Source organism: Klebsiella sp. X1-16S-Nf21 (assembly GCF_002837615.1).
Lineage (GTDB): Bacteria > Pseudomonadota > Gammaproteobacteria > Enterobacterales > Enterobacteriaceae > Klebsiella > Klebsiella variicola.
The window spans coordinates 37992-57018 of sequence record NZ_PJDK01000020.1 but is presented as its reverse complement, the minus strand read 5'-3'; the positions used below and the strand labels follow the sequence as shown (position 1 = coordinate 57018).

At 62.3% G+C, this 19027-nt stretch carries 14 protein-coding genes; 4 read left to right on the top strand and 10 right to left on the bottom strand.

All coding sequences use genetic code 11. From position 1 onward, the window contains the following. Nucleotides 1–32: 32 nt before the first annotated feature. Entirely contained in the window at nt 33–1421 is a 1389-nt protein-coding gene (locus tag CW267_RS11630) for a NarK family nitrate/nitrite MFS transporter (protein WP_032733224.1), read from the bottom strand. 311 nt (nt 1422–1732) lie between these two features. Here CW267_RS11630 and narX point away from each other — a divergent pair, with 311 nt between their 5' ends. Beyond that, nucleotides 1733–3511, top strand: coding sequence for a nitrate/nitrite two-component system sensor histidine kinase NarX (narX, locus tag CW267_RS11625; protein WP_012541350.1), 1779 nt, complete (start codon nt 1733–1735; stop codon nt 3509–3511). Between the two features lie 10 nt (nt 3512–3521). Beyond that, the gene (gene narL / locus CW267_RS11620) at nt 3522–4172 is read left to right on the top strand and encodes a two-component system response regulator NarL (RefSeq protein WP_002910198.1); all 651 of its coding nucleotides are present in this window, start codon (nt 3522–3524) and stop codon (nt 4170–4172) included. On the opposite strand, the gene CW267_RS11615 is transcribed toward narL, so the two are convergent. From CW267_RS11615 to nasR, 7 genes are all read right to left on the bottom strand, one after another. Then, nucleotides 4169–5551, bottom strand: coding sequence for a YchO/YchP family invasin (locus tag CW267_RS11615; protein ID WP_008804400.1), 1383 nt, complete (start codon nt 5549–5551; stop codon nt 4169–4171). The two genes, narL and CW267_RS11615, sit on opposite strands and share 4 nt — an antisense overlap. 151 nt (nt 5552–5702) lie before the next feature. Then, entirely contained in the window at nt 5703–8309 is a 2607-nt protein-coding gene (locus CW267_RS11610; RefSeq protein WP_100780951.1) for a nitrate reductase, read from the bottom strand. Next, on the bottom strand, nt 8309–12376 hold the full coding sequence (nirB, locus tag CW267_RS11605; protein ID WP_100780952.1) for a nitrite reductase large subunit NirB: 4068 nt from the start codon (nt 12374–12376) through the stop codon (nt 8309–8311). The genes CW267_RS11610 and nirB overlap by 1 nt, the downstream gene beginning before the upstream one ends. 10 nt (nt 12377–12386) lie before the next feature. Further along, nucleotides 12387–13175 (bottom strand): ABC transporter ATP-binding protein, encoded by a 789-nt coding sequence (locus CW267_RS11600; RefSeq protein ID WP_004145418.1) that lies wholly within the window; start codon nt 13173–13175, stop codon nt 12387–12389. A gap of 9 nt (nt 13176–13184) precedes the next feature. Further along, nucleotides 13185–14069 (bottom strand): nitrate ABC transporter permease, encoded by an 885-nt coding sequence (ntrB, locus tag CW267_RS11595; RefSeq protein WP_008804396.1) that lies wholly within the window; start codon nt 14067–14069, stop codon nt 13185–13187. Between the two features lies 1 nt (nt 14070). Then, complete coding sequence (locus CW267_RS11590; RefSeq protein WP_039104312.1) at nt 14071–15327, bottom strand: CmpA/NrtA family ABC transporter substrate-binding protein; 1257 nt, start codon at nt 15325–15327, stop codon at nt 14071–14073. A 242-nt stretch (nt 15328–15569) separates the two neighbouring features. Next, on the bottom strand, nt 15570–16751 hold the full coding sequence (gene nasR / locus CW267_RS11585) for a nitrate regulatory protein NasR (RefSeq protein WP_100780953.1): 1182 nt from the start codon (nt 16749–16751) through the stop codon (nt 15570–15572). Nucleotides 16752–16819: 68 nt separating this feature from the next. Here nasR and CW267_RS11580 point away from each other — a divergent pair, with 68 nt between their 5' ends. After that, on the top strand, nt 16820–17173 hold the full coding sequence (locus CW267_RS11580; RefSeq protein ID WP_012541343.1) for a DsrE/DsrF/TusD sulfur relay family protein: 354 nt from the start codon (nt 16820–16822) through the stop codon (nt 17171–17173). A gap of 238 nt (nt 17174–17411) precedes the next feature. Further along, nucleotides 17412–17654 carry a DUF1883 domain-containing protein gene (locus tag CW267_RS11575; protein ID WP_002910387.1) on the top strand — a complete coding sequence of 81 codons (243 nt, stop codon included), beginning with the start codon at nt 17412–17414 and terminating at the stop codon, nt 17652–17654. A gap of 218 nt (nt 17655–17872) precedes the next feature. Here CW267_RS11575 and CW267_RS11570 read toward each other — a convergent pair whose 3' ends face one another. Both CW267_RS11570 and chaB read right to left on the bottom strand, forming a co-directional pair. Further along, nucleotides 17873–18553, bottom strand: a complete 681-nt coding sequence (locus CW267_RS11570; RefSeq protein ID WP_004203203.1) for a gamma-glutamylcyclotransferase — start codon at nt 18551–18553, stop codon at nt 17873–17875. Between the two features lie 136 nt (nt 18554–18689). Then, the gene (gene chaB / locus CW267_RS11565) at nt 18690–18920 is read right to left on the bottom strand and encodes a putative cation transport regulator ChaB (RefSeq protein ID WP_008804392.1); all 231 of its coding nucleotides are present in this window, start codon (nt 18918–18920) and stop codon (nt 18690–18692) included. Nucleotides 18921–19027 lie beyond the last annotated feature (107 nt).

Genomic DNA, 19027 nt, shown 5'->3' with positions numbered 1-19027 from the left:
GCCTTTTCAAACGTCATGATGAACGCGGCGGATTACTGACGCTTACGGCCGTATACCGCCCAGGTGATGATCACGCAGGCGATATAGAAGATCAGGAAGATTTTCATCGCGCCGGCCGGCGAACCGGTCAGATCCAGCGAGATACCGAACGCTTTCGGGATAAAGAAGCCGCCGATGGCGCCAATGGCGGAGATAAAGCCCAGCGCCGCCGCAGTATCGGTCGCCGCCTCGCGCATCGCCTGCGCTTCGCTGCCGCCCTGGGCCTTCACGCGGTCCATGGTCAGCTTACGGAAAATCACGGAGATCATCTGGAAGGTGGAGGCGCTCCCCAGCCCGGCGGTCAGGAACAGCACCATGAACACCGCGAAGAAGGCGATGAAGTTGCCGCCCTGGCCGTTGGTCGGCAGGGTCAGGAACAGCAGCGCGCAGAAGACAGCCATCACCACAAAGTTAACCAGCGTCACACGGGTCCCGCCGAGGCGGTCGGAAATCGCCCCGCCCATCGAACGCGCCAGCGCGCCAATAAAGGGGCCGAAGAAGGCGTAGTGCAGGATCTGCACGTCCGGGAACTGGGTTTTCGACAGCATGGCGAAGCCGGCGGAGAATCCGATGAAGGAGCCGAAGGTCGCCAGATAGAGCAGCGCCATGATCCACAGGTGCAGGCGTTTGAGCACCGGCAGCTGTTCGCTCAGCGAGGCTTTAGAAGCCGACAGGTCGTTCATAAAGAACCACGCCGCCAGAGTGAAAATAATCAGGAAAGGTACCCAGATCCACGCGGCGTTTTCCAGATACAGCATTGAGCCGTCCGGCTGCTCGCTGCCGGTCCCGCCAAAAAAGGCAAACACTGAGACCGACACCACCAGCGGCGCGACCAGCTGCATCACGCTGACGCCCATATTACCAAGGCCGCCATTGACGCCGAGCGCCCCGCCCTGCTTCGCTTTCGGGAAGAAGAAGCTGATGTTAGCCATACTGGAGGCAAAGTTGGCCCCGGCGAAGCCGCACAGCAGCGAGATAATCACGAAGACGCTAAACGGCGTGGAAGTATCCTGGACCGCAAAGCCCAGCCAGACGCACGGAATAATCATGATCCCGGTGCTGAACGCCGTCCAGCGACGGCCGCCGAACAGCGGCACCATGAAAGCGTAAGGCACGCGCAATAAGGCGCCAGACAGCGCCGGCAGCGCGGTCAGCATAAACAGCTGATCGGTCGTAAACTGAAAGCCCACTTTGTTGAGATTAACGGCGACGGCGCTGAACAACATCCATACGCAGAACGCCAGTAACAGACAGGGAACGGAGATCCATAGATTACGGCTCGCCACACGGTGACCGCGCTGTTGCCAGAATTCAGGATCTTCAGGGCGCCAGTCGGTAATGACCGAGCGGTTAGCCTTCTCCGGTAGGGAAGATTGACTCATAGATACCTCTGATTATTCATATTTCCTGCCGCTACCTTAGGGGTTGCCCGGGGCGGTAAGTTGATATAAATCAAAGGAAAAGCGCGCACTAATTTGTGCAAAAATAAACCATGCTCCGAAGTGAGTAGAGAAAGGTGAGGAAAAAAGTGTGGTTTTTCACGCGGCTGCCGGGTTGCGTATAACCCCACCCCCAATAGCGCCTACCACCGACAATTAAGGAGTAACTCTTTAGGGGTATGGGTATACTCCAGGGGATAGCCGAGAATAAGCGCCACTCCCGGAGAGATCACCGGTCAGGAGCCACGCATTCCATGTTAAAACGTCTTTTTACTCCGCTGACGCTGGTCAATCAACTGGCGTTAATCGTGCTGCTCGCCACCATTATTGGCGTCGCCGGCATGGCGATCTCCGCGCGTCTGGTGAACGGCGTCCAGGGCAGCGCCCACGCGATTAACAAGGCCGGTTCATTGCGTATGCAAAGCTACCGGCTGCTGGCGGCGATCCCGCTGAATGAAAACGATCAAAAGCTGGTGTCGGACATGACCGCCACCGTCTTCAGCCCCGAGCTGCAAAATTCCGCCCGCCGCGACGGCCAGGAACAACAGTTAAAAGCGCTGCAGCAATACTGGCAGCAGGCGCTGGCCCCCGGCATGCAGCGTGCGATTAACCAAGCGGAAGTGGCTCAGGATGTCGCCGACTTTGTCGATCGTATCGACCAGCTGGTCACCGCATTCGACCACACCACCGAGCAGCGTATCGAGCGGGTAGTCTGGATCCATCGCATTCTCGCCATTGGTATGGCGCTGCTGCTGATTTTTACCATCATCTGGTTACGCGCGCGCCTGCTGCGGCCGTGGAAACAGCTGCTGGGCATGGCGCGGGCGGTCAGCCAGCGCGATTTCACCCAGCGGGCGCACATCAGCGGGCGTAACGAAATGGCGACCCTCGGCATGGCGCTGAATAACATGTCGGAAGAGCTGGCGGAAAGCTACGCGGTGCTTGAGCGGCGGGTGCAGGAGAAGACCGCCGGGCTGGAACAGAAGAACGAGATCCTTGCTTTCTTATGGCAGGCCAATCGCCGGCTGCATGCCAGCGCCCCGCTCTGCGAGCGGATTTCACCGGTACTGAATGGCCTGCAGGGGCTGACGCTGCTGCGCGATATCGAGGTACGGGTTTACGACCTGGAAGACGAAGATAATCACCAGGAGTTTACCTGCCACTCGGATGATGAGTGTGATGATAAAGGCTGCTACCTCTGTCCACGCAATCTGCCGCCGCTGCCGGATGGCGGAACAACGCTGAAGTGGCGGCTGTCGGATGCGCATAATCAGTACGGCATTCTGCTGGCGACGCTGCCGGTTGGCCGCCATCTCAGCCACGACCAGCAGCAGCTGGTGGACACTCTGGTGGAACAACTGACCAGTACCCTGGCGCTGGACCGCCATCAGGAGAAACAGCAGCAGTTGATCGTCATGGAAGAGCGGGCCACTATCGCCCGCGAGCTGCACGACTCCATCGCCCAGTCGCTGTCCTGTATGAAGATGCAGGTCAGCTGTCTGCAGATGCAGGGCGACGCCTTACCGGCGGAGAGCCGCCAGCTGCTGGGGCAGATACGCAACGAGCTGAATACCTCCTGGGCCCAGCTGCGCGAGCTGTTAACCACCTTCCGCCTGCAGCTGACCGAGCCGGGACTGCGCCCGGCGCTGGAGGCCAGCTGTCAGGAGTACAGCGCCCACTTCGGCTTTACGGTACAGCTTGATTATCAGCTTCCGCCGCGCTTTGTACCGTCGCATCAGGCCATTCACCTGCTGCAGATCGCCCGCGAAGCGTTAAGCAACGCCCTGAAGCATGCCAGCGCGACGGAAGTGACCGTGACGGTGTCACAACGCGATAATCAGGTCCGTCTGGTGGTGGCGGATAACGGCCGCGGCGTGCCGGATCACGCCGAGCGGAGTAACCATTACGGTTTAATTATTATGCGGGATCGCGCCCAGAGCTTGCGCGGTGACTGTCAGGTACGACGCCGGGAAACCGGCGGAACCGAAGTGATCGTCACGTTTATCCCGGAAAAAACGTTTTCCATCCAATAAGGAGACCCCCATGAGTCAACAGGAACGGGCAACCATCCTTCTCATTGACGACCATCCGATGCTGCGCACCGGCGTGAAACAGTTGATCAGCATGGCGCCGGACATCCAGGTGATTGGCGAGGCCAGCAATGGCGCGCAAGGTATCGAGCTGGCGGAATCGCTGGATCCGGACCTGATCCTGCTCGACCTCAATATGCCGGGCATGAATGGCCTGGAAACGCTGGACAAACTGCGTGAGAAATCCCTTTCTGGCCGGGTGGTGGTCTTTAGCGTCTCCAACCATGAAGAGGACGTTGTCACCGCCCTGAAGCGCGGCGCCGATGGCTATCTGCTGAAAGATATGGAGCCGGAAGATCTGCTGAAAGCGCTGCAGCAGGCCGCCGCCGGAGAGATGGTATTAAGCGAAGCGTTAACCCCGGTGCTGGCCGCCAGCCTGCGCGCCAACCGCGCCACCTCCGATCGCGACATCAGCCAGTTGACCCCGCGCGAGCGCGACATCCTCAAGCTGATCGCCCAGGGACTACCGAACAAAATGATCGCCCGTCGCCTGGATATCACCGAAAGCACCGTCAAAGTACACGTGAAGCACATGCTGAAGAAAATGAAGCTCAAATCCCGGGTGGAAGCCGCGGTATGGGTCCACCAGGAGCGAATTTTCTAAGGCGAGTCCGTCCAGGAGACGCCAGGCGTGGTGAACTTGACCAGCGGCTCGGTCAGCGCCAGAGCGATCTCATTGGAGGAGACGCGCTGCCCCTGTTTATCCTCCACCACCACCGACAGGCGCCAGCGGTTCGCGGCGCCCGGTTCACTGTTCCACACCGGCATGATCACGCTCCAGCCATCCGCGCTGCTGGCATCCACCGGCGGCGTCAGGCTGAGGGCCTGGGTGTCACCCTGCCAGTGCAGCGCCTTGATGCCATGCAGACTATGGATCTGCAGCTTCAACTGCACCGTCTCCCCGGACTGCAGATCCCAGGGCGGCGTGGCCAGATAGACCGTCAGATTTTTGCGCTGACGATACTCCACCACCGGCAGATTATCCCGCTCCGGACTATCGAAGCGGCTCCCGCGCAGCGAATTGCTGATCGCTACCTCGTCTGCGGCCAGCTGCTGCTTAAGGGGGACGCCAAAGCGATAGTTTAGCTTCAGGCCCACATTGTTCTGGCTGACACCATTTTCCCCCTGCTTATGCTTAGCGGTAACGGTGACCAGCGGGACCGGGGTGTAATTGAGCCCAACGGAGACGGCTACCGGGTTATGGTAGCCGGTACCGGTGTGAAAAAGATCGACGCTATCGCCGAAGTACTGTTCGACGCTGACGCTGGTATTAATGTGCTGGTAGAACGGTAGCCGCGCCTGGGCGGTGACGTCATACCCCGCGGCCATCCGCTGCTCCTGAGTCTGATTATCGCGCAGTTGCCAGTCGCCCAGCGGATGGTAATAGTTTGCCGACAGGCGAAGATATTCTCCCCACGCCTCCGCGCCGACGCTGCCGCGCGCCAGGCTTTCGCTCAACACTTTGTCGTAAAACGAGTTATAGCCCAGCAGCCAGCCGCCGACCCGCCAGCGCTGACCAAGCCCGATGTTGCCCACCAGATCGTTCTCGCGCCGGGTCACCGAATACTGGTTCCACGTCAGGTAACGGTCGTTATCCTGCAACGGCACGAACCAGCTCCCTTTACTGCCGGTGAATTTGCCCTCTTTATCGACCAGCAGGTCGACATTGGCGTTGCCCCACGGCGAGAGCCAGCTCTCCAGCTGATGGCTCACTTCATTGCCGATTTTACTGATGGCGAACAGCTGCGCCTGCTCGCCCGCCGTCAGGCCGTTATCGCTCATGCTGGCCTCGCCAAACTTCTTCGCCACCTCAGCAAAGTGCCGGGCGTCGTCATCGACCTGGGGAGCAATCCCCATATCGGGCAGCGGATCTTGCGCTGGCGCGGGGCGAGTGGTGTCGCTGGCGGTCAGCGCCCAGACGGGAACGCCCGGCAGCAGCAGGAGAAAGGTCAACGTTGGCAACAAACGGAAGGACACAGGCATCAACAGATTTTGAGCAGGCTCACAAAAATGGGAAGAAATGTTAGTTTATCGTTTTTTCCCTGCTCCCGCAGCCCTGTGGGCAATTCCAGGAATATACTGAAACCGGTTGGGCAAGGTGTCGCCCAACCGGAGCCGTCGCTGCGCGCCACCGTTACGCCTGGGTTCGGGTTCGTTGAGCCGCCAGCAGCGCGTTAAGCTCCGGCACGCAGGAGCCGCAGTTGGTCCCGCATTTCAGCTTCGCTCCCAACGCCCCGACGCTGGCGCAGCCGCTGGCGATAGCCTCGCTAATTGACCGTTCCCCCACGCCAAAGCAGCTACAGACGATCCGCCCCCGCGGGGCGGCGGCGGCGCCCGGTCGGCCGCTAAGCAACGCATGTCGTTGGACGGCATCGGACGGCGGCGCGGCAAAGGCGGCGCTTATCCATGCGCTATCCACCGCCGGCTCGCGCGCATCGCTCCACCAGCCGAGCATCAGCCTCCCCTGATGCCAGGCCAGCAGGTTCCATACCGCGCCGCCGTCAGCCACCTGTAGCTGCCAGCCGCGCTGCGCGCACCACGCGCTGATCCACTGTCGGGCAGACGCCTCCCCGGCCAGCGAATAGTGCAGCACGCCAGGCGCTGCCCGCCGCCGCCAGTGCCAGGCCGCTGGAAACGGCAGCGGTTCGCGACAAAGCAGCTCGCTGTGCCAGGCCGGTTGCCAGGCGGCGATGGCCACCGCCGCCTGTTTACTTTCCGGCTGGCCGGAATACGGGTCCGTGACGGCGGCCAGCAGGTTATTCACCCGCCCCTGACGGGCAAACTGATTGTTCCAGTGCATCGGAACAAACAGCGAGCCGGGGCGCTGCCCTTCGCTGATCGTCACTTTCGCCACCATCACCCCATGCCGCGACCAGATCCGCGCCAGCCCGTCGGCGGGAAGCTGGTAGCGAACGGCATCCTGCGGCGTCACCTCCACCACCGGCTCCGCAATATGCTGCATCAGCCGCGGCACCGCGCCGGTACGGGTCATGGTGTGCCACTGATCGCGGATCCGCCCGCTGTTGAGGATCAGCGGATAAAAGACATCGGTGGTCGCCCGGGTCGGTTGAGGCGTCACCGGCACCATCCGCAGCCTGCCATCGCCATGCCAGCCGCGCGCGATATCCCAGGCGGCCTCGCTGCGGCTGACCGGCCAGCGCACCGGCGCCATGGCGTCCCACGCCTCACAGCTGAGATCCGCCAGCGCGCCGATATCAAAGGCCCGCTGACCGTCGTTTTCGAAACCGGACAGCGCCGCATGCTCGCGGAAGACGTCATGCGGATGCTGCCAGGCAAACGCCTCGCGATACCCCAGCGCCTGCCCCACTCTGGCGATGATCCACCAGTCCGCTTTCGCCTCCCCCGGCGGCGGCAGAAAGCTGCGCTGACGGGAGATCCGCCGCTCCGAGTTGGTGACCGTGCCATTCTTCTCGCCCCAGGCCAGCGCCGGAAAGCGGATGTGGGCGAAATGTCCGGTATCGGTCTGGGCGGCGACATCCGAGACGATCACCAGCGGACAGGCGGCCAGCGCCTGGCTCACCGCGTGGCTGTCAGGGAGCGACACCACCGGGTTGGTGCCCATGATCCACACCGCTTTCACCTCGCCGCGGCCAATGGCGGCAAACAGCTCCACGGCGGTCAGTCCCGGGGTCTGCGCCAGCCGTTCCGTCCCCCAGAAGCGGGCCAGCCGCTGCAGATCGTCTGGCACAAAATCCATGTGCGCGGCCAGCATCGTCGCCAGCCCGCCGACTTCGCGGCCGCCCATGGCGTTGGGTTGACCGGTCAGCGAAAAGGGGCCGCAGCCGGGGCGGCCATACTTCCCGCTGGCCAGATGGACGTTGATGATGGCGTTACATTTGTCGCTGCCGCTGGCGGATTGATTGATTCCCATGGTGTAGAGGGTGATCGCCCGCGGGGCGGCGATAAACTCGCGATAGAAGGCCGCCACCTCATCGACAGTCAGGCCGCAAAAATCCGCTACCTTCGCCACGTCCCAGCCTCTCGCCTCGGCCAGCGCCTGTGAGCCATCGCGAAAGCCGTCGATGCAGGCTCCGGCCTGCGCCACGGCGTTAAGCAGCCCCACGAACAGCCCACCGTCGCTCCCCGGGGCCAGCGCCAGATGGCGGTCGGCGATCTCGCAGGTGGCGGTGCGCCGGGGGTCGATCACCACGATCCGCAGTCGGGGATTATCCCGCTTCGCCTGCGCCAGCCGCTGGAACAGCACCGGGTGCGCCCAGGCGGCGTTCGAGCCGACCAGCACCACCAGATCGCTGTTTTCCACATCCTCATAGCTACAGGGCACCACATCGGCGCCAAAGGCCCGTTTGTAGCCGGTCACCGCCGACGACATGCACAGCCGCGAATTGGTGTCGATGTTCGCCGCGCCGATAAATCCCTTCATCAGCTTGTTGGCGGCATAGTAATCCTCGGTTAACAGCTGGCCAGAGGCGTAGAAGGCCACCGCCTGCGGGCCGTGCTGGTCGATAACCTGTTGCAGGCGCGCAGCGGTCTCCGCCAGCGCCTGAGGCCAGGCTACTTGCTGGCCGTCCACCTCCGGCGCCAGCAGCCGCCCCGCCAGGCCCGTGGTCTCCCCGAGGGCCGCCCCTTTGACGCACAGGCGGCCGAGGTTGGCCGGGTGCTGATCGTCGCCGCGCACGCTCACCTGCCCCGCGTCGTCCACGCTCGCCAGCACCCCGCAGCCTACGCCGCAGTAGGGGCAGGTCGTTCGGATGGTCTGCATCAGGAGGCCTCCGCTCGGGCCAGCAGCTGCTGGCTGCCCACCCACACTTTGCCGTTTTCCACTTTCACCGGCCAGGCGCGTACCGCCTGTTCACTGCCGTCGCACGGCCAGCCGTCACGCAGGCGGATCCGCTGTTTGTACAGCGGGGAGATCACCACCGGCTCGCCGCCGACGTCCCCTAACAGCCCGCGTGACAGCACGTTGGCCGCGCTGCCCGGCTCGCGGTTGTCCAGGGCGTAGACCCGATCGCCAAAGCGGAACAGGGCAATCTGCCGCTCCCCTAAGCGGGCGCCGATCCCCGCCTGCGCCGGGATGGCGTCAAGGTCGCATACCGCCTGCCACGGCCGGGATGGGAGTTCGCCCTCGGGCAACGTCTCAGTCAGCAACAGCTGCGGCTGACCACGCAGCACGTGGCGCTGCACCGCCTCGTCCGGCTGGTCGCTGTTCACGAAGGAGCGGAACAGCGCCAGACGCTGCGGATCGTTGAGGGTGGTCTGCCACTCGCACTGGTAGCTGTCGACGATCCGGGCCATCTCCTGCTCCAGCTCCTCGCCAATGCCGAGACTATCCTCCAGCACCACCTGCCGCAGATAGGCGACGCCGCCCTCCAGGTTATCCATCCAGGTGCTGGTCCGCTGCAGGCGATCGGCGGTACGGATATAGAACATCAGCAGACGATCGATGCTGCGGATCAGCGTCGCTTCGTCGAGATCGCTGGCAAACAGGTCGGCGTGACGCGGTTTCATCCCGCCGTTGCCGCAGACGTACAGATTCCAGCCTTTATCGGTGGCAATCACCCCGATATCTTTTCCCTGGGCTTCGGCACATTCGCGGGTGCAGCCGGAGACCGCCATCTTGATTTTGTGCGGGGCGCGCAGCCCTTTATAGCGATGCTCGAGCCGCACGGCGAGCCCGGTGGAGTCCTGCACGCCGTAGCGACACCAGGTTGAGCCGACGCAGGATTTCACCGTGCGCAGCGACTTGCCGTAGGCGTGGCCGGTTTCAAACCCGGCGTCGGCCAGCTCGCGCCAGATAGCCGGCAGCTGTTCCAGCCGCGCGCCAAACAGATCGATACGCTGGCCGCCGGTCACTTTGCTGTAGAGCTGGTAACGTTTGGCGATCTGCCCGATAGCGATCAGCCCGTCCGGCGTCACTTCCCCCGCCGCCATCCGCGGCACCACCGAATAGGTTCCGTCCTTCTGAATGTTGGCGAAATAGCGGTCGTTGGTATCCTGCAGCGGCAGGTGCGCCGGCTTCAGCAGGTACTCGTTCCAGCAGGAAGCCAGCACTGAGGCCACCAGCGGTTTGCAGACATCACAGCCGTGCCCCTGGCCGTAGCGGCTAATCAGCTGCTCGAAGGTATGGATATGATTGACCCGTACCAGGTGGTAAATCTCCTGGCGCGACCACGGGAAATGCTCGCAGACGTCTTTTTTCACTTCGACGCCCTGCTCCGCCAGCTGGTACTCCATCACCTGTTTCACCAGCGCGCTGCAGCCGCCGCAGCCGGTGGCCGCTCTGGTGCAGCTTTTTATCGCCGCCATATCCCCCGCCCCATTGTTCACCGCCTGGCAGATATCGCCTTTGCTGACATTATGGCAGGAGCAGATCGGCGCGCTGTCGGGCAGCGCCGCGACGCCGAGCGCCTTCGGCGCGGCGCCCTCCAGCGCGGGCAGGATCAGGCTCTCCGGACGCGGCGGCAGCGCCATGCCGTTCAGCATCATCTGCAGCAGCGTGGCATAGTCGCTGGCCTCCCCCACCAGCACGCCGCCAAGCAGGGTTTTGCCGTCCTGACTGACGACGATTTTTTTGTACACCTGCTGCGGACCATCGGTCCATTGATAGCTCTGGCAGCCCGGCGTATGCCCCTGCGCATCGCCAAATGAGGCGACGTCCACCCCCAGCAGCTTCAGTTTGGTACTCATGTCGGCGCCGCTAAAGCAGGCGTCTTCTCCCGCGAGGGTGGCCGCGGCGATACGCGCCATCTGATAGCCCGGCGCCACCAGACCGTAAATTTTATTGTCCCACAGGGCGCATTCGCCTATCGCCAGCACGTCCGGGTCAGAGGTGCGGCACTGGCCGTCGATGTGAATGCCCCCGCGTTCGCCCACCTGCAGCATGCAACCGCGGGCCAGCGCGTCCTGCGGACGGATCCCCGCCGAGAAGACCACCATGTCGGTCCGCAGCGCGCCGCCGTCGGCAAAGTTCAGCCGCAGGCCGTCGGCCTCGCGCACGATGGCGGTGGTCGCTTTGCTGGTATGCACCCCCACGCCGAGGGCGACGATCTTCTCCCGCAGCATCGCCGCCCCGCCGTTATCCAGCTGGACGGCCATCAGGTTCGGGGCAAACTCCACTACGTGCGTGTCCAGCCCCAGCTGTTTCAGGGCGTTAGCCGCCTCCAGCCCGAGCAGGCCGCCGCCGATAACCACTCCGGTCTTCGCCGCGGCGGCATGGGCGGCGATACGGTCGAGATCGTCAAGAGTGCGGTAGACAAAGCACCCGTCGAGATCGTTGCCAGGGATCGGCGGAACAAAGGGATAGGAGCCGGTCGCCAGCACCAGTTTATCCCAGTGGGTTTCATGTCCCTCGGCGTCTCGCACCAGCCGCGCGTCGCGGTCGATCGTCGCCACCGCCTCGCCGAGGCGGAGTTCGATGCCGTGCTGGTGAAAGAAATCATCGGCCACCAGCGACAGCGATTGAGCGCTGCGCCCGGCGAAATATTCGGAGAGATGGACCCGGTCGTAGGCGGCGTAACGCTCTTCGCCAAACACCACGATTCGATATTGCTGATGCAGGTTGCGGCTCACGCATTGTTCGAGAAAATGGTGGCCGACCATGCCATGTCCCACCAGCACTAATACAGGTTTCGTCATCGTCATTATTCCTGCAGCCTGCGGCTGCGTTGAAGAGGGGTCAAAAAGCCAGTCCGCGGTGGCGGGCTCGTCGCTTTCCAGGCGCGCGGTGAGCGCGGCGGCGGCGGTGCAGTCGCCCATCAGCAGCACGCCGCGCAGGCGGCCGTCGCGCAGCAGCAGGCGACGGTAGTGGCGATCGATGGGGTCCCAGCTGGTATAGATGTCATCCTGTTCGCCGGCCTGCTGCTCCCCGACGCTAAAGAGTTCAATGCCGGTAACCTTCAGGCGGGTCCCGGCGTCCTGCCAGACAAAGCCCTCGCCGGGGGCGCCGCACAGGCGATCCGCCAGTACCTCGGCCTGGCGCAGGCAGGGAGCTACCAGCCCCCAGGTCTGGCCGTCAATTTCGCAACATTCCCCGACGGCGCTGATCCCAGGCAGAGAGGCGGCCATCTGGCGGTCAACCACGATCCCCCGCTGACACAGCACGCCGCTCTGCGCCGCCAGACGGCTGTTAGGCTGCACGCCGGCGGCCAGCACCACTCTGGCAGCACGGAAAGCGCGCCCGTCCGCCAGCCGCACGCCATCCTCTTCGATGGCGGCGATCCGGCATTCCAGCACACAGCGGATGCCGCGCGCTTCAAGCTGCTGCCTGAGCTCATCGGCGGCAAAAGCGTCGGTCAGCGGCGCCATTAATCCGCTGCCACGATGCAGAAGAGTGACCTCCCCGCCGTGGCGACGCAGCGCCGCCGCCGCTTCCACACCCAGAACCCCACCGCCAATCACCACCGCCGGCCCGGGTATCGCCAAAATACGTTCCACGTCCGCCAGGGTGCGGAAGGGGATAACCTGCGGACGATCACTGCCCGGCAGCGGCGGGATAAAGGGCCGCGAACCGGTGGCGAACACCAGCTCGTCCCACGGTAGCCAGGTTTCCGCGATGCGCAGCCGCCGTTGCTCAACATCGACTTCATCGACCGCCTCGCCGGACCGCAGGCACACCCCGTGCCGGGTGTACCACTCCGCCGGCAGCAACGGGAGCTGCGCCGCCGTTTTTTCGCCAGCCAGCAGCGGCGAGAGCTGAATGCGGTTATAGGCCGGATGCGGCTCGTCACCGACGACAGTAATGGCAAACTGCGCGGGGTCGCGCTCAACCAGTCGCTGCACCAGTCGGGTGGCCGCCATGCCGTTACCGATCACCACCAGTCGCCGCGTCATGACCGCCTCCTCACGCCGCTTTCGGCTGTTTTTCATACAAAAAATGCAGGATCTGCTGGCGCAGATGGTGATACCGGCTGTCGTCCGCCAGCTGAACGCGGTGACGCGGACGCGGCAGATCGACCGCGAGGATCTCGCCCACCGTCGCCGCCGGACCGTTGGTCATCATCAGCACCCGATCCGAGAGCAGCACCGCTTCATCAACGTCGTGGGTGATCATGACGATGGTGGTATTAAGCTCCTGCTGGATATGCATCACCGTGTCCTGAAGGTGAGCGCGGGTCAGCGCGTCCAGGGCGCCGAAGGGCTCATCAAGCAACAGCACCTTCGGCTTCATCGCCAGCGCCCGGGCGATACCTACCCGCTGCTTCATGCCGCCGGAGATCTCCCCGGGCCGTTTGTGCAGCGCATGCCCCATCTGCACGCGCGCCAGGTTGTGTTCGATCCACTCCCGGCGCTCACTCTTGCTCATGGTGCGACGGAACACCTGATCCACCGCCAGCGCCACATTATCGAAACAGCTCAGCCACGGCAGTAGCGAGTGGTTCTGGAAAACCACCGCCCGCTCCGGCCCGGGCCCGGCGATTTCCCGGTTATCGCACAGCAGTCCGCCCTCGGTGGGCGTCGTGATCCCGGCGATCAGATTCAGCAGGGTCGATTTTCCGCAGCCCGAGTGGCCGATCAGACTGATGGTCTCCCCTTCGACGATATCGAAGGAAACATTCTGCAGCGCCAGGAACTCGCCGCTGGCGGTGTTAAAGCGCTGGCTGACGGCCTGCACCTGAATTAATGGTTTCATGTTGGCTCCTTATTTGTCCTGCCAGCTAAAGCGGCGGGCGAGCAGCATCAGACCCTGCTCCAGCAGCAGGCCGACGACGCCGATAATGACGATGGCGATGATGATGTTTTCCACATTGAGGTTGTTCCACTCGTTCCAGATCCAGAAGCCGATCCCCAGCCCGCCGGTGAGCATTTCCGCCGCCACGATCACCAGCCAGGCGATGCCGATGGAGAGACGCACGCCGGTGAGCACCGCCGGCAGCACTGCCGGAAAGAGAATTTTGCGCATCACCGTCCACTCCGAGAGCTGGAGGACGCGGGCGACATTGAGATAGTCCTGCGGGATCCGCCGCACGCCTTCCGCGGTGTTGATCACCATCGGCCAGATGGAGCAGATAAAAATGGTCCAGCTGGAGGCCGGCTCCGCCTTCTGGAACAGCAGCAGGCCAATCGGCAGCCAGGCCAGCGGGCTGACCGGGCGCAGCAGGGCAATCAGCGGATTAAACATGCGGGCGAAGAACAGCGAACGGCCGATCAAAAACCCCAGCGGAATGCCCGCCAGCGCCGCCAGGCCGAAGCCCACCGCCACGCGCTGCAGGGAGGCCAGCACGTTCCAGCCGATGCCCATGTCATTGGGCCCGTCCTGATAGAACGGATCGGCAAACAGCGTCAGCGCCGAGTCCAGCGTGCTCAGCGGCGTGGGAAAACCTTTGCTGTGCATCGCCGCCAGCTGCCAGGCCAGCAGCAGCACCCCCAACCCCAACAGCGGGGGCAGCAGGCGCTGAATGAGCTCACGCAGCCAGCGCGTGACGGTTGGCGTGGTGCGCCGGACCTGCACCGGCGGCAGGATAATCACTTCGCCAGGCGCGTTCTCCACGCTGACGACCGGTTGCTTACGTTGTGCCTGCTTCATCTCATGCCCCCTTACGTTGAATGGCAAAATGGCGGGCGTAGCCTTCCGGGTCAGACCCGTTCCAGACCGTACCGTCCATCAGTGTGCTGTTACGCATCGTGGCTGCCGGGGTGCTGATCCCGCCGACCGCCTGGGCGGCAGCCTGCCAGACGTCGATGCGGTTAATGCGCGACGCCACCGCGAGGTAATCCGGAGCCTGCTTCAGCAACCCCCAGCGGCGGAACTGGGTGAGGAACCACATTCCGTCCGACAGCCAGGGGAAACTCACCTCGCCCCCGGCCCAGAAGCGCATCGGATGGGCATCCTGCCAGCGGCGGCCGAGACCGTTGTCATACTCCCCCAGCATCCGGCCGGTGAGGTACTGTTCCTTGGTATTGAGCCAGCCGCGTCTGGCGAGCAGGCGGGCCGTCTCCTGAGTGTTCTCCGGCGAGGCGGCGATCCAGCGCTGCGCCTCCATCAGGGCCGCCACCAGTGCGCGGGCGGTGTTCGGGTTACGTTCCACCCAGTCGCGACGGGTGCCCAGCACCTTTTCCGGATGCTCGGGCCAGATATCCTGGGAAGTGGCCGCGGTGAAGCCAATGCGGTCGTTAATGGCGCGCGCGTTCCACGGCTCGCCGACGCAAAAGCCGCTCATATTGCCGATGCGCATGTTCATCACCATCTGCGGCGGCGGCACCACGACGGTGCGCACATCGTTAAAGGGATCGATGCCGGCGCTCGCCAGCCAGTAGTAGAGCCACATGGCATGGGTGCCGGTGGGAAAGGTATGGGCGAAGGTGTAGCTGCCCGGCGCGCTGCGGTCGATCAGCCGTTTCAGCCCGCCGAGGTCGGTTACCCCTTTCTCCTGCAGTTCGCTGGAGAGGGTGATGGCCTGACCATTGCGGTTGAGGGTCATCAGATTAGCCATCGCCTGCGGCTTGCTGGCGATCCCCAGTTCAAGACCGTACAGCAGGCCGTAGAGAATATGCGCCGCGTCCAGCTCGCCGGCCACCAGCTTGTCGCGCACCGCCGCCCAGCTGGCTTCCTTACTCGCCACCAGGGTGATGCCATACTTTTTGTCAAACCCCTTCGCCGCGGCGATAGCCAGCGGCGCGCAATCGGTCAGCGGAATAAATCCGACCCGCACGCGGGTTTGCTCCGGTTTGTCCGATCCGCCGGCCCATGCGGCCTGCATCACCCCCGGCAGCAGCATCGCGCCGCCCAGCGCGGCCCCTGCCTGCAGCAAGCGCCGCCGGGAAATTGAAAACTTGTCGCTCATATCCGCTCCACCACGCGCAAAAAAAAAGCGTCCGACAGTGCATACGCACTGCAGGACGCCTTTATCCACGGACACCCGAACCGCCATTGGTTCGTTGTCCGGACTTTTATTCACTCAATAAGTAATGCAAACGGGATGCCAGCTTTGGCAATCGCGCGCTGGCAGGCTTTTTCCCAACGTTGGCCGGTTTTTCACGTAAAAGTGCACCGCCGGCAGGCAAAGAATGCCCATCGATTGTGCATCTACTCCTTTGGTGTTAGCGGCCAAATCGCCTTCACCATCAGCAGCGCGCGGGCTATCTCAACCATGCGCTGGTTTTTGTCCATGGCCATCTTGCGCAGCGTCTGCCAGGCCTGCTCCTCCTGCATTCCCTGGTGCGTTATCAGCAGGCTTTTCGCTTTTTCTATCAGCTTGCGTTCTTCGAGCGCGTCTTTCAGCGAGGCCAGCTGGCTGGAGAGCTGCTGTAGCTCATAGGCCTGCTGGCGCACCAGCGGCAGCAGCTGTTTATCCAGATGCGGCGTCAGGGTATCGACCTCCTCGCCGGGCAGCCAGCCAGGCGCGTCGTCCACTAACAGCGTGTCGGTGGCGTTCAGTAGATCGTCGATCAATTGCTCTTCCACTTCGCGCAGGTGTTCAAGCCGCTGGGTTTGCAGGCCAAACCAGCGCAGCGCCGTTTCCCCGCCGTCGGCGGCCGGCTGGCGGGTGCAGGCGATCCGCCGCAGCTGCTCAATGTCCAGGCCGGCCTGGCATTGGGTGATAAACAGCTGGACGGTCGCCGGGCTGCCCAGCGCCTGAAAGCTGTCGAAGCAGGGCTGCTGACCGTCAATACGGTCCACCAGCTGCTGGCGCAGGCTGTCGCTGAACTCGCCGCGGGTAAAGCCCAGAGCGCCCAGCGCGCGCTCCTGACCCACCAGCTCTTTACCCTGCATAAAGCTGTACAGCGCGACCATGCGGCCGGCCACCGGCGGATCGTCAATGCTGTCATTGAGCTGCGGGACGATGTTCAGCAGATGGCGGATGACACGGCTGAACTGCTCCGTCGCGGCTTCCGCGGCAATCTGCCGGCGGGCGATCTGCTCGCGCAGCGCCGGAAGCTGCAGCAGATCGCCAACCGCCCTGGCAATGCGCCAGCACAGCGCGCTGCCGGCGACCGTACGTGCCCGTTCGAGACTGGCATAGAACAGCGCTAACCGCTCATCAACCAGCGCCCCGCCCGCCCGACACTCCGCCGCATACAGTTGGCCGCCCGAGCAAAGAAAAATATTCGACGCCCCGCGCTCGCACTGCAGCATATGCACCAGCGCGCTGAGCTGGCTGGCCAGTTCCCCCAGTTGGCTAAGCTGCTGAAGTTGTTGTTTTTGCAGGCGACGCGCCAGCTGCAGCCAGGCCGTCTCATCGTGCGCGTGACCAGTCGTATTATTCATACCCCTCCTCCGGGTTAACGCTTTATACTGCGGTAAAGCAATAACCGTGCCTTTAAGAAGGAGTTTGTATGCAACGTATTGTGATTATCGCCAACGGCGCCGCCTATGGCAGCGAATCCCTGTTCAACAGCCTGCGCCTGGCCATTGCCCTGCGCGAGCAACAGTCCGACCTCGATCTCAAGCTGTTTCTGATGTCCGACGCCGTCACCGCCGGGCTGCGCGGGCAGAAGCCGGCGGAAGGATACAATGTGCAGCAGATGCTGGAGATCCTCACCGCCCAGCAGGTGCCGGTGAAGTTGTGCAAAACCTGCGCGGACGGCCGCGGCGTCAGCGCGCTACCGCTGATTGACGGCGTGGAGGTCGGTACTCTGGTTGAGCTGGCCCAGTGGACGCTGGCGGCAGATAAAGTGCTGACCTTCTGAATGTAGGCCGTCGAACGGGATGAAATGTCACGTATTGGCGCTTGAAGAGACAAAAAAAACGTTAGCTGAATGCTTTCAGGAACAACGTCATTTTTGTTTAATCTTTATCCCTTTTTTTGATCAAAATCAGCATCCCGGCCCGCGCCGTTTGGTGTGATGCACAGAGCAAAGTGTGAACAATATCACGCGAGGACTGGGTGGGCAGGATGCTGTAGCGGGACAGAAACGGGGTACAAAAATGGCGATGGTTAAAGCAAGTTTGACGTTATTTGGTGGTGACACACTGGTGGTGCGGTGTTCAGAGCGCTGCCATATTCATCTAATGAGCGCGAAGGTCCCGGGCGATAGCCATGCGGATATTCTGAGCGTGCAGGATCGGGATAGCGCCTATCTGACGGTGCCCTACAGCGGCACCTGGAACGTGCTTATCGACAGTCACAGCCAGTCACTGGAGCACTCCATCAGCTACGTGCCAGCCTGACAGTTACTATCAGAACATACGCCCGGCCGTGCCGGGCGTGAGATTCATGACAAACCTCATGCAATCATTGTGCTTGCAGATTGCACCAGAAAAATAACAAGGAAAATCAATTTATTGATTTTCGGCTGATGACCACCAGTAAGGAAAAACCACGCTTTTTCCTTACTGGTCAGCAATCGGACGCCCGGCCATGCCGGGCGTTTTTCTTTTCCGCGCGCTCAGGCCAGGCCCGGCGTCGGACTCTCGCCCAACAGAGCGCGTACGCTGGCCACCAGGTCATCGAGACTGGCGTCGTGCATCCCCAACTTGCTTAGCGCCTGCTCGAGCGAAAACAGATACTGGGCGTTGGTGCCGAGCGGCCCGCTGGCCCGGGCGATCAGCGGGGCGATAACCTGGGCGCTGGTATCCGGTTCAAACAGTGGATGGCGCGGATCCATAATAAACACCAGGGCATTCACCGTCCGTCCGTCGTCCAGCTCCAGCTTGCACCAGGTGGGCAGATAGCAGCCGGTGATCATCTCCCGCTTCCACAGCAGGGTCAGCTCTTCTTCCAGCGTGTCGTCAGGCAAACGATAGGCGACGCCGGTGGTTCGGCCGCCCTCTTTGAGAGCGAGCATACGTCCCGGCTGGCAGGCGCTACCGCGCCCGGCGGTCAACCGCAGGCAAAACGCACGGTGCCAGCCCGGCAGCGTACCGGTGCAGGACTCGCGATAATTGAGCGCCGGGTTCCAGATAAGCGAACCGTAGCCAAAGATCCATACTGAGCCATCATCCGGGCGGCAGGCCAGCGTCGCCGCCAGCGAGGCTGCACGTTGTTCTGCCGACCAGAGTAGCGATTCCTCAATAGCGCCAAACGCTGTCTTACAATCCGCATTCATTAAGAAATCACGAGTTAACACTGTTTACTACCTCCGCCACTGCCCGCTTCCCGGCGTTCGTCTCATGCATCCGTCAATATTGCTGAAATATTATCCAGCTTTATCCTTCAATAAGCAATCAGCGGGGCGCTGGCAAGCATAAAAGCGGCGTCAGCAATTATTTTTTCTTATGCCACTTATCATCATCGCCTTTCTCGTAGCTGTTCTTCACCGCCGCCCAGGCGACTTTGTGCGCCGTCTCTTCGCGGCTGGCGTCATCGCGCCGCTCATCTTTATCTTTATATTGATCCCAGGCGCTGTTAAACGCTTCTTTATAAATTTCCTGCGCATGAGCAGGCAGAACATGCTGAACGCTGTCGGGGAGTTCTTGTTTATTGCGATAGGGCATACTGACCTCCTGTTTGAGCATTAAATTTAAGTCTGGTACGCAAGCGGCTGGCTATCAAGGTCAAAATGAGTAGAAAAATTATTTTAGTAATTATCTGAATAGTAAGA

Bases quoted from the DNA above. Each gene is read 5' to 3' on its own strand.
- CW267_RS11630 (WP_032733224.1), bottom strand. From the start codon at position 1,421: ATGAGTCAATCTTCCCTACCGGAGAAGGCTAACCGCTCGGTCATTACC.
- narX (WP_012541350.1), top strand. From the start codon at position 1,733: ATGTTAAAACGTCTTTTTACTCCGCTGACGCTGGTCAATCAACTGGCG.
- narL (WP_002910198.1), top strand. From the start codon at position 3,522: ATGAGTCAACAGGAACGGGCAACCATCCTTCTCATTGACGACCATCCG.
- CW267_RS11615 (WP_008804400.1), bottom strand. From the start codon at position 5,551: ATGCCTGTGTCCTTCCGTTTGTTGCCAACGTTGACCTTTCTCCTGCTG.
- CW267_RS11610 (WP_100780951.1), bottom strand. From the start codon at position 8,309: ATGCAGACCATCCGAACGACCTGCCCCTACTGCGGCGTAGGCTGCGGG.
- nirB (WP_100780952.1), bottom strand. From the start codon at position 12,376: ATGACGCGGCGACTGGTGGTGATCGGTAACGGCATGGCGGCCACCCGA.
- CW267_RS11600 (WP_004145418.1), bottom strand. From the start codon at position 13,175: ATGAAACCATTAATTCAGGTGCAGGCCGTCAGCCAGCGCTTTAACACC.
- ntrB (WP_008804396.1), bottom strand. From the start codon at position 14,069: ATGAAGCAGGCACAACGTAAGCAACCGGTCGTCAGCGTGGAGAACGCG.
- CW267_RS11590 (WP_039104312.1), bottom strand. From the start codon at position 15,327: ATGAGCGACAAGTTTTCAATTTCCCGGCGGCGCTTGCTGCAGGCAGGG.
- nasR (WP_100780953.1), bottom strand. From the start codon at position 16,751: ATGAATAATACGACTGGTCACGCGCACGATGAGACGGCCTGGCTGCAG.
- CW267_RS11580 (WP_012541343.1), top strand. From the start codon at position 16,820: ATGCAACGTATTGTGATTATCGCCAACGGCGCCGCCTATGGCAGCGAA.
- CW267_RS11575 (WP_002910387.1), top strand. From the start codon at position 17,412: ATGGCGATGGTTAAAGCAAGTTTGACGTTATTTGGTGGTGACACACTG.
- chaB (WP_008804392.1), bottom strand. From the start codon at position 18,920: ATGCCCTATCGCAATAAACAAGAACTCCCCGACAGCGTTCAGCATGTT.